Consider the following 10,576-nt stretch of genomic DNA (forward strand, 5'->3'; position numbering starts at 1 on the left):
AAAGGGTTTAGGCTATAAATCGCCAAGACAGGTGTGGTTTGACTATTATCGTCAAGCGGCGTAACTAAAATCTCCCAAGTTTAACTGTACGGATTTGACGGCAGGGGTCAGTATGGTTTCCATTTGGCATACTGTATGACCACCTTATCAGGTTTATTCCCTTTGAAGTTGCACTGTCCACTCCAAAACATATAAGGTTCTTTACCATCTTTATTATTAGTACATTTACCTGATAATTGTGGTGTCGTTTTAACTATAAACATAGGGTCCTCTCTCTCTATTTTCAGGCTTACCTTGAGACAAATCCACAACAAAATCCGTACCGCCGACTCCCAATACGCTAGAAGCCGCACAACTCGAAAGTATCGTTAACGATGTAATACTGGTTAATAACAGCTTGGCATTATCAAATGCTTTACCCATTTCATTGTAGCCATAATAATGAGCAGCAAAATAAAAAAAGCCTCGCTAATACCAATTAGTAAGGCTTTTCAAATAGGGTACTAAGACTATCCAACCCTAGCTATTCTTTATTACGAAATAGCTCTCTTACTTGTTCATCAGTAAAGTACATACGTGCGTCTTGCGCTGAACCCTCTATACTTGTATTGACCATCGGAACAACGATTGCCCTAACATCTAAATACTTATTCTGTTTAATTTGATTGACAATATCGTAGTACTCTTTCATGCGTATCTCTTTACCCTTCCTATCTGGATAATCCTTTACTATATCTAAGTCAAACTCATGTAAAACTGGATACCTTCTATTTATGCCACATTCTTTTTGATATAATGAGTTGCTCAATCGAACCTGTTTATTCAAGATTTGAGCTGTCTGTTTGTTGTTATAGTAAATATTACCTGTTATATAACGTGAATAACCTTTTTCAAGTACTATTGAAAGCTTGGGCTTTAGAGAGAGGTCAGGACCAAAATTGTCAACGAATTCTTGTTTAGTACATAAAACACCTTTTATTTTATTAAGCTTATCACCATAGGTTTCATAGATCATAGGATGGTAAACGTTTAAATCAGGGTTAGGTTTATATATAGTACATCCAACTGTAATCAAACTAGTCATCACTAATAGAGGTATAGCAATTAGAGTCTGCCTTAGTACATATTTTTTCATAATCAGAAATTCCTTACTAGTCATTGTGGTGCATTTTCAAAAAGTGTAATTAGCAGGTAGATTCTCGTAATGTTTTACTAACAGATCCCAAGGAGAGTCTGCTAACTCACCGCTTTCATTCTGAATTTTAGCTGTCAACATGCTATAAGCAAATGCATGATCCAATGCTAACGTATAATTGTAAGTCGGATTCTCTGAGCTTGGATTCCATTGTCCACCAATATTGGCAATCACGTCATTAATACTAGTCGTTTCTGATCTATGCCGTCAAATCCGTACAAACACACTTGGGAGATTTTAGCTACACCGCCTAATATAACAATAAAAAAACGCTACCCGATAATTAATCAGATAACGCTTTGCTTATTGCTTATCTAGAATATATTGAACGCTAACGCTCACCTAGTCCTTCAGAGAAAGTCTTAGTAATGGGCTTAGTTAAGTATGATAGTACCGAGCGCTGCTGTGCCTTAATATCGACGGAAGCTGTCATCCCAGGCTTAATGACAATCTCATCACTGCGCCCAGAAAATTCAGCACCAGTAATTTTTATCTGTACACGATAATAGGGCTCTTCCCCTTTCGGAGTTTGCTCCATTAATGTGTCTGGACTAATATAGATCACAGTACCATTCATAGCACCAAAGATAGAATAATCATAAGCATCAAGCTTTACAGTGGCATCCTGCTGCTCTTTGACATAAGCAATGTCTACGGGCTTTATTTTAGCCTCGACGATCAAATCACTACTGGTTGGCAATATTTTCATGATGATTTCGCCAGGCTTAACCACGCCGCCGATAGTAGTCACTAGGATATTGTTTACTTTACCGTCTGTTGGCGCAAATAGATTTTTTTCTTCTAATACTTGTGAGTGATCGCGTAATTGTTCAAGTTCAGTATCTAAATCTTCTTGCGCTTTGGTCATCTCTGACTGTGCTTCTTCAAAATACTTATTACGCTTGTTAGTAATTTGAGCTTGAATTTCAGCAACTTGCCGACGCAACTTGATGATATCAGCCTGACTCACATCACCATACGATAATAACGGCTCATTCATACTCAGCTCTTGCTGGGCTAATACCATCATCTTTTGTAGTGAGCTGACATCTTGGTCAATTGCTTGCTTACGACGATTATAGAGTTGGGTTTGATTTTCTATATATTCACTATAGTTTTTGATGCCTTCTGGAAACACCAATGGTCGCTCAAATATCTCCGCCTCTAGGCGTGCAATCTTAGCTTTGAGTGCTGCTATTTTGGAGCCTGAGTTGGCGACCGCTGCTTGCGCACGTTCTTCCTCTAAAGTAACTATTAACTGTCCTTTAGTGACATCCTCGCCTTCTTTGACCAATATCTCGGTCAAGACGCCACCCTCTACGGCTTGTATATCTTGTGTACGAGCGCTAGCAATGATAGTTCCCGTCGCTCGCGTGACTTGATCAATTTGGGCAAAATAAGCCCAGACAACGAGTGCAATTATTCCGACCAATGAGCCCCAAATGATAATGCGCGTGCGCCCCACTTTAGGATCATGAAACTTATGTTTATAATTATCCATTATCCTGCCCTGAATTATCACGTTTATCGTCGTTTTTTGGTGAGATACTCGAAGTCTTATTACTAATTACTGTCACTCTAGGCGAGCTTACTTTAATTGATGGTTTGCTAGCTTTTTTCTGATCATCATTGCCTTTTAATTGCTCAAGAACTTGTGCCTTCGGACCATCCATTACGATTTTTTGATTGTCCATAATAATGATGCGATCGACCAGTTGTAGGAGTGGCATTTTATGAGTGGACACAATAAGCGTTTGCCCTTGTCCAAACTCTTTTTTGAGTACGTCAATACATTGTAGTTCTTGCCGATTATCCATAGAAGCGGTCGGCTCATCCATCAATAATATGGAAGGTTTTGTCAGCAGCAACCGAGTAAATGCTACCAGTTGTTTTTGACCCCCTGATAATCCTTTACCTCCCTCACTAATTGGCAAATCCAAACCACTAGAATGACTGGCTACCAATTTAATCAGTCCCGTCTTAACGAGGGCGTCGCGCATTACATCATCACTGGGCGCTGGTAGACCAATCAATAAGTTTTCTCGCAGTGTGCCTTCGAACAAACGATGGTCTTGTTGCAGATAGCCGACTTGCTCACTCATAGATTCACGACTAATCTGCTGAATATCTAATCCATCTAATAATATCCGGCCTTGGGTAGGAGCATACAGCCCTGACAGTACTTTTAATAAAGTCGATTTACCTGAGCCAATAGGGCCCAATACTGCAATACGCTCACCTGCTGTTATATTCAGACTACTAATTGCCAATGCGGGTTGATCATTATTTTGGTAATTAAAAATAACTTTGTCTACATTAAAATTACCAGCGATTTTGCTAGGCGACAAGGGATGACTGACACCATGATTGTCTTGTTCTAATGAGAATAGTTTTTCGATATTTAGCTTGGCAGCTTTGGCATGTGAATGTTGTACTAACAGGTTAGGAATACCCATTATTGGCGCTAAGATACGACCACCTAGGATTGAGCATGCAATAAGTCCACCCATTGTCATATCACCTAACATCACTACAAACGAGCCAATAATTACGATGCCGACATAGCTGGTCTGCTGAATCATTTGCGACAGATAGCTCAAATTGTCATTGGCATGTTTCATATCAAGATCATTCTTAGTGGTGATGCTCATCACATCGAGCCAACGTGATAAGAACTTCCAATTCCCTGATCCTGCTTTGATAGTCTCAACACCTTCCACAGTCTCCACAAGGATACCTGTTTTGCGATAAGACGCTGCTGCTCCAATTGCCGCAATACTGTCGATTTTTCTACGTGCGCCGAACCCAAGTATGATGGCTATAACGGCGGCCACAATAGGTACCAAAGCCACTAAAGGATTACCAATGATGACAATCAGGGTTACAAATATAATAGCCATTGGAATGTCAACAAGACCGAATAGCGTACTTGCAGTATAAAAACCGCGAACTTGCTCATAACCACGTAGCTGCGCTGCCATCGAACCGACTGATCCTGGCATTTGATCAATGCGCACGTTTAGCAGACGCTGGAAAACTTCACGCGATAAATATTGATCAAGATTGACCACTACTTTATCCATAATCTTGGAGCGGGCGAACTTCATAAAAGTTTCAAATAAAATGACCAGTCCCACACCACTTGCCAGAATAATCAGCGTGTATTCGCTACGCGTTGGGATGACACGGTCATAAACTTGCATTGAGAATAGTGACACAGCAAGTGCTAACATATTAATCAAAAATGAGGCGACTACGGCCTCAACGACGATACCTCGATAGTTCCTTAAGTCCTTTTTGAGCAGTTGATCGAACGAGAACTGTCTACGCTTGCTTGGCTCATCCCCTAAGCGCACGCGCAATAGGTGTAAAAACGCGTCACTACGGTGAGCACTCGTCTGTCCTAGTTGACTGAACTGCCATAATCCTTGCGGATTTTGTTGATTGATCACACCCCAACCCTGCGTAGGATGCAAAGCCAATAAGGGTAAAAATGCAGCATCTGGTGCCGGTAACACTTCTGGTAGTTGCTCAATCCCTAATTGATTAAGCACACCAATAATACTAGGCAGTGCTAGTAAATCCTGCTGCTGATAAATCACGCCATTGAGCCGCACATTATCAATAGGATACCCTTGCTCAGTTAGCAGGGTGTGAAGCGCCGCTGCTAGTTGGACCGCTTGCTCATTGGGTAGTTCATCTGATTCCGACATCATCAACGGTTGTAAATTAGAACTCACTACCAACTCACCGTCAGATGTGCGGATATTTAGATCTGGAACAGGTGTACTCATGATGGACATATCCTACTGATTAGCCATATTGTAATAATCACACAACGTGAATAAGAATATAACTTTATATTTACAATGATGTATTCATATTTACTTGACTGTATATTTAAGGTTCGTCTGATAATAATAAGTCATTATCATAGCTAGTCCCAGTAACGTCATAGCTAGTATCAGTAATGTCATAGCTAACACCCTCATTAATAGGATATGTATTCATGTCGTTATCTTGACTAACTACCGTTTGTGGTCTAGCATCACTTTGGTTATTCAACCAGTTTTTGACGGGATCTAGCGGACGAAAGAGTTGAGTTGGCTGACGACTTTTATCGAACTGTTGCCACGACATCATGCCAAAATCAACTTGCAGCTTATAGTAAGCTGCAATAACGGCGGTTCGACTCTCGACCAGCTGTATCTCATATTGTGAATGCTCACGTACGGCATTAAGTACTTCAAGCCAAGATTTACGCCCAGCAATGAACTGACGGCGATAGGAGCTGACGACAATCTGAGCTCCTGCAACTGCGGCAATCAATGAACGCTCTTGGTCTTGAGCGCTAGCAAATTGCTGATACTGCGTTTGTATGGTTTCAAGTACCAGACGTCTTGAGGCTTCTTTTGATTGTACTAAGCTATTAACGCGTGACTCTGATGCCTTTGCTAACGCTAAATTAGAAAGCCCTGCACCTGGGTCGTAGCTAAGCCCTACTGAGAAACCACTACCATTGTCATTGTTATTATCGTTATTCTTGTCATCATAATAATAGTCATATTCGTATTGCGCGTACAAAGTTGGATAGCGCGATGACTGTATCGATTTAACCTCTTGTTTGGCGGCTTCAACACGATAATATTCTTTTACCACTGTAGGATTATAAAAGCTGGCTTGATCAAATGCCATTTTTTCAAAGGCTTTTGAGTAGCCTTTAGCACGATTGACGATTTCGCTCAAGTTGGGTGTTGGTAATTCGGTCGCTGTTATCCGACGTCCAGCGATCTGCTCTAGTCGAGCAATAGCAATACGCTGTTGCTCAACGGCCCCTTGATAAGCGTTTTGCTCCTGCAAAATGCGGTTGGTGACTAGGTCTAATTCGATACGAGCGGATACGCCTTGATTCACACGGCGCTGCATCATCGATTCAAACTCTGCTAGCAGTTGCAAATTATCGTAATAGACACTTTGTTTAGACACAGCGGTAATATAGCTTTGCCACGCTTCAATGGTGGTTTTGGCCACTTGATTTTGTTGCTCATAGACATATTCTGTCGCTGCTTTGTCATCAAATATGGCTTGATTCACATTTGCCGTCAACTTACCGCCAGTCCACAGCGACTGCCTAATCTGTAGCTGTGATACCATACCATCCTCTGGATCATAGCCTGTAGACAGTGTAGGAGCCGGTAGCATATTAAGCTTAGCAGCTCGAATGCTTTCAGTAGTAGCCTGTTGTTCTGCTCGCGCCGAACCAACCAAAGGATGGCTTTGAATCGCTTGGTTAATAAGCGTATTCATATAAGTGTCCGCATTGGCAAATGCTGTACCTGATGATGCTATGAATAGCATACTCCAAGCTATGCTATGCCACGCTCGCTTCGTAGCGAACAATTTATTCAGTGACCTTTTTATGGGTAAATTGTACTGGTAAACATTCATTCAGTTCGGCTCAGTTATGCTTTAAACAAAGGGAAAATACAAATACTATAAAACAAGCTACCTATAAAAATAAGGTTCATATGACTGTCTCGTTGAAAATTTTTGATAAAAATGCGAGTCTGTTACTTGTTATATAGGCCAATACTTAAACTTTTTACGTTTGAAACTTTATTTACCGCCTAAAATTAATACTCTAAGAGGCATAATGGTAGAATAACCATATACAGTACAGCAAGGAATTATAATAATTATTTAATATAAACTGCCTATTAAATCCCTATTTTTGACGTATGGATCATAACCTTATGACTCAACTCTTACCACCCTCTAATCGCCTAAAAAAATCAAAAGACCGATCATCAATAGCTATTATACTGGCAGTGTCAATTCATGTTTTGGTTGCAGTGGTCATCTATTTTACGGTCTTTAATGATAAAAAATCATCAACAGAAGAACCACTACTTAATAACAATGGCTTAATATCAGCTTCTGTTATAGAAGAGAACGAGCTAACACCATTAGATAGTGAAAAAGACATGGCTACCCAATCCAGTGACCTGCAAAAGGATGGGACGAATACTGCTGACATTAATATGACCGCCAATACTGAAAAAAACTTAGCAGATAAGAATGTGGTCACCACTCAAAAGACAAAGTCCATTGTTCAAAACGAAGGACAAAAAGATAGCAGTGCCTCAATTGAGCAAGCATCAAGACTTAATGCTAACAACAATCTAAAACCCAATACCGATTTAGTCCTCGATACTCAACAAGAGCCGCCTGAGTATACCCTTAAACAGACTAAAGAATATCAACAATTAGATGCTGACATCGATAAGGATGCTGATCAACTTTCTAAACTCATCGGCGAAGTTAAAAAATACAATCAAAGCCAGATACAACAGTATCAAACAGACACACCTTCCAATAAGAGTGCAACGGCAACGCCTTCAGTAAAATATGACTATCCTATAACTCCTATAACATCTCCGCCTTCCTCATCTGCAAATAAAAATCAGACGATACCTGAGTCATCAGAAAGTGATAGATAACCGCTATACTTAAACTATTGTCATAACTTATTAATCAAAAAGCCACAACAAGTTATGGCTTTTTGAATGACGATAGCTGTATTTGTTAGTTGGTATAAGATGCGCTATAGCAGCCGCATCTCATCCTTATTGAATACTACTAAATAACATTATCAATGATATCAGTTTGGATGTATAACTGCGCTATACTACCGGCGTCTTGGTACAGATCATAACCTGCTTGATCAGAAGTACCAGACTTAGTCATACCAGATACATTGACGGTATCAACGCTATCACCTTTGATAAATAACTGATTATTACCATCAGTCATACTAATAACATCACTCAAGTTTAGATTTAGTGTTTGAGCAGTATTATTCGTCAAATCAAGAGTTTCAAAGTTAGTAACGTTATTCATATCATTGCTAGCAATAATACTCGTGTCGGTAATCACTAAGGTGTCATTCTCTTGACTACCGTCTAAGTTTGTGCCGCCATCAATAGAAACATCATTTTTATCAAATACTATAGTATCGCTACCCTCGCCGCCTAGCAAAGTATCTGCACCGCTCAGACCAACTAAAGTATCATTTCCTGCACCGCCGTTCAATGTTTCCGCTTGGTTTGTACCTAATAAGTAATCATTATTATCAGTGCCACGTGGAGCAAGATTATCTATTGAGTTAGGATTTTGAGGCGTTGCATACTCATTATAGTTCAGTGTCACTGTTGAGGTGGCCGTATCACCATCAGCATCTTTATATGTAAAGGAGAACACATCAATATCATCTTGACCAGGCGACACAATCTCTGAGATATTTTTAGCTGCACTGAATTTATAACTACCATTGGCATAACCAACAAACACACCATAGTCTGTTTTGAACTCATAGTTAGTCATATCACTATCTGTATCGATAATGGCTATTCCATTAGCACCAGTGGTCGATGTGCCTGACCAGACAATACCAGTGCCAGTCGGGTTAGTGTAATCAACAGCATCTGCACCCACCGCTACTTGTCCTGCAATCACAACGTTATCGGCTAATTCAGGCAATGGATTTAACGGCGTTAGCTTACCAATGATGTCATAAGTATTTTCCTTACCTTCTTCACTGTTTACCACAAAGGTACCTTCATCGTCCAATGCTGGATCGTAAGAACCATTAATTTTAGTTTGATAAGCTTTCAGGAACGTTTTGTTTCTATCAGAGTCAACAGCTGCATTTGGATCTTTATTTACAAGCTCCAAATCAAGCTTATATTGCTGACCAGCAATCGTTATAACTCGGGATGCATTCGGTATGATGATGAAGTCACTAGCCACAAAGGTAGCATCATATTCTGCTGAAGTTAAACCATAAAACTCAGCCGTATTACCATTGGGAGTTTCATTATGCTTAAGCAAATAATCAACTGAAATTGGCTCAGAATTGCCATTCACATCAATTGTAAAGTCGACGTTAAGATTCGTCTCAATCAACGTACCGCCATCTCCAAAGATACCAAAGTTGATATGTGAAAAATTACCTAAATCAATATCAGTCTCGAACTTAACTCCTTGACCAGCACCTTGATAGTTGGTATTTTCATAAGTGGTATACCCTGCAGGAGGAGTCGTTCCTGCTGGTCTACCCCAATAAATACCCTCATCCAAAGAGTCTACATAAGTGTTACCATCACCTGCTTGGTACGTAGCATCTTGCTCAGCAGACAATCTTCCAATTGTACCGCCATAGTTCCGTGATTCAACAGTGGTTCCTGTGCTACCAGCAGCGACATTATCTGCATCAGCAATCAAATAGCCTGCACGTGTTGGTCGAGTGAACAATGTCTCATCGAAACCTGTTTGTAAGCCATTGATAGTGATGGTCTCTTGCTGAACATCAATATTCCAAACCACAGGTTGAGGTAAAGGAGAGTCGTCTTCAACTATCACTAGTAACTCATCAGATTTAGCTAATGACTCAGTGGCAGTAGCATTTTCAAAGACTTCGATACCAAAACTAACAGGTAATACACCTTCAGTATTGTCACCTAGTATGTGGTCTACAGGCGCGCCTAATACCACATCATATCCAAACTGATAACCATCAGTTATGGCTTCTTTATTACCATTTAAACTTATAGTCAGAACATTCTGAACTTGAGGAGCACCAGCACTGTCTGTATAGGTATATTCACCAACAATATTACCTGTCGCCGAATCAATACGGAAATCTACTGGATTGCCTTGGCTAGTAATGTTCTGTACAGCAGTTGGTAGGACAAAGTTGACCACCGAATTTGACAAATCTGTATCAGTATCAGTTACTCTAATCCAATTATTATCAGTATCCGTTGCTGAATCAGTGGTATCTAAAGTTGAATCTGGATTGGTATCTGGATTACCTCCAGCCAAACCTTCTTCAGAAACACGGGCAGGCGACGATACTGAGATGTTAGTTGGTTGATCGTAATCGATGGTGACAGTCGCTTCATTCGAGGTCTTACCTGTAAGGTCATCAACGGTATAGCTGATTGGCGTTGGATCACCTGTGAAGCCTGTCTTTGGGGTAAAGGTGATGTCACCAGTGGTTGGATTAACTGTCCAAACGCCTTCGCCTGATACGTCAACCGATTTGCCATCAGCAGCAATGGTGCTACCTGCTGGTGACACAGTGATCATGACAGTGGTCGGATCTAGGTCGCCTTCAGCATCGGTGTCATTGCCAACCACAGCCACAGTCACAGGAGAACCTACTAAACCTGTTTCGAGGTCATCGACAGCAACTGGCGCGGTTGAACGGTCATCACCTGCCGTAGGATCAGTAGGATCTACAGGATCAGTGCCGTTAGTGGTGCCATCATCATAAATAGTGGTGGTGACGCTGTTGTTGGTACCGATGGTCGCGGTACC

General features: G+C 40.7%; 6 protein-coding genes. 1 reads left to right on the forward strand and 5 read right to left on the reverse strand.

Annotated features, from left to right (window positions below; translation table 11 throughout):
- Positions 1-523 precede the first annotated feature (523 nt).
- The 4 genes from HQR03_RS13525 to HQR03_RS13540 form a co-directional block, all read right to left on the reverse strand.
- On the reverse strand, positions 524-1,135 hold the full coding sequence (locus tag HQR03_RS13525; protein WP_173240497.1) for a hypothetical protein: 612 nt from the start codon (positions 1,133-1,135) through the stop codon (positions 524-526).
- Positions 1,136-1,526: 391 nt separating this feature from the next.
- On the reverse strand, positions 1,527-2,696 hold the full coding sequence (locus HQR03_RS13530) for a beta-barrel domain-containing protein (protein ID WP_102093440.1): 1,170 nt from the start codon (positions 2,694-2,696) through the stop codon (positions 1,527-1,529).
- Positions 2,689-4,989, reverse strand: a complete 2,301-nt coding sequence (locus HQR03_RS13535) for a type I secretion system permease/ATPase (protein ID WP_418889576.1) — start codon at positions 4,987-4,989, stop codon at positions 2,689-2,691. The genes HQR03_RS13530 and HQR03_RS13535 overlap by 8 nt, the downstream gene beginning before the upstream one ends.
- 106 nt (positions 4,990-5,095) lie before the next feature.
- Positions 5,096-6,553, reverse strand: a complete 1,458-nt coding sequence (locus HQR03_RS13540) for a TolC family protein (protein ID WP_173240499.1) — start codon at positions 6,551-6,553, stop codon at positions 5,096-5,098.
- Between the two features lie 395 nt (positions 6,554-6,948).
- On the opposite strand from HQR03_RS13540, the gene HQR03_RS13545 reads away from it, so the two are divergent.
- On the forward strand, positions 6,949-7,695 hold the full coding sequence (locus HQR03_RS13545) for a hypothetical protein (RefSeq protein ID WP_173240501.1): 747 nt from the start codon (positions 6,949-6,951) through the stop codon (positions 7,693-7,695).
- Between the two features lie 139 nt (positions 7,696-7,834).
- Here HQR03_RS13545 and HQR03_RS13550 read toward each other — a convergent pair.
- Positions 7,835-10,576: Ig-like domain-containing protein (locus HQR03_RS13550; protein ID WP_217271607.1), on the reverse strand; the 2,742-nt coding region annotated here is incomplete at its 5' end.

The organism is Psychrobacter okhotskensis, assembly GCF_013248965.1.
In the GTDB taxonomy this organism is placed as follows: Bacteria; Pseudomonadota; Gammaproteobacteria; order Pseudomonadales; family Moraxellaceae; genus Psychrobacter; species Psychrobacter okhotskensis.

What these genes read in the sequence shown, in the direction of transcription:
- HQR03_RS13525 (WP_173240497.1), bottom strand. Translation starts at nt 1,135, where the DNA reads ATGAAAAAATATGTACTAAGGCAGACTCTAATTGCTATACCTCTATTA.
- HQR03_RS13530 (WP_102093440.1), bottom strand. Translation starts at nt 2,696, where the DNA reads ATGGATAATTATAAACATAAGTTTCATGATCCTAAAGTGGGGCGCACG.
- HQR03_RS13535 (WP_418889576.1), bottom strand. Translation starts at nt 4,989, where the DNA reads ATGAGTACACCTGTTCCAGATCTAAATATCCGCACATCTGACGGTGAG.
- HQR03_RS13540 (WP_173240499.1), bottom strand. Translation starts at nt 6,553, where the DNA reads ATGCTATTCATAGCATCATCAGGTACAGCATTTGCCAATGCGGACACT.
- HQR03_RS13545 (WP_173240501.1), top strand. Translation starts at nt 6,949, where the DNA reads ATGACTCAACTCTTACCACCCTCTAATCGCCTAAAAAAATCAAAAGAC.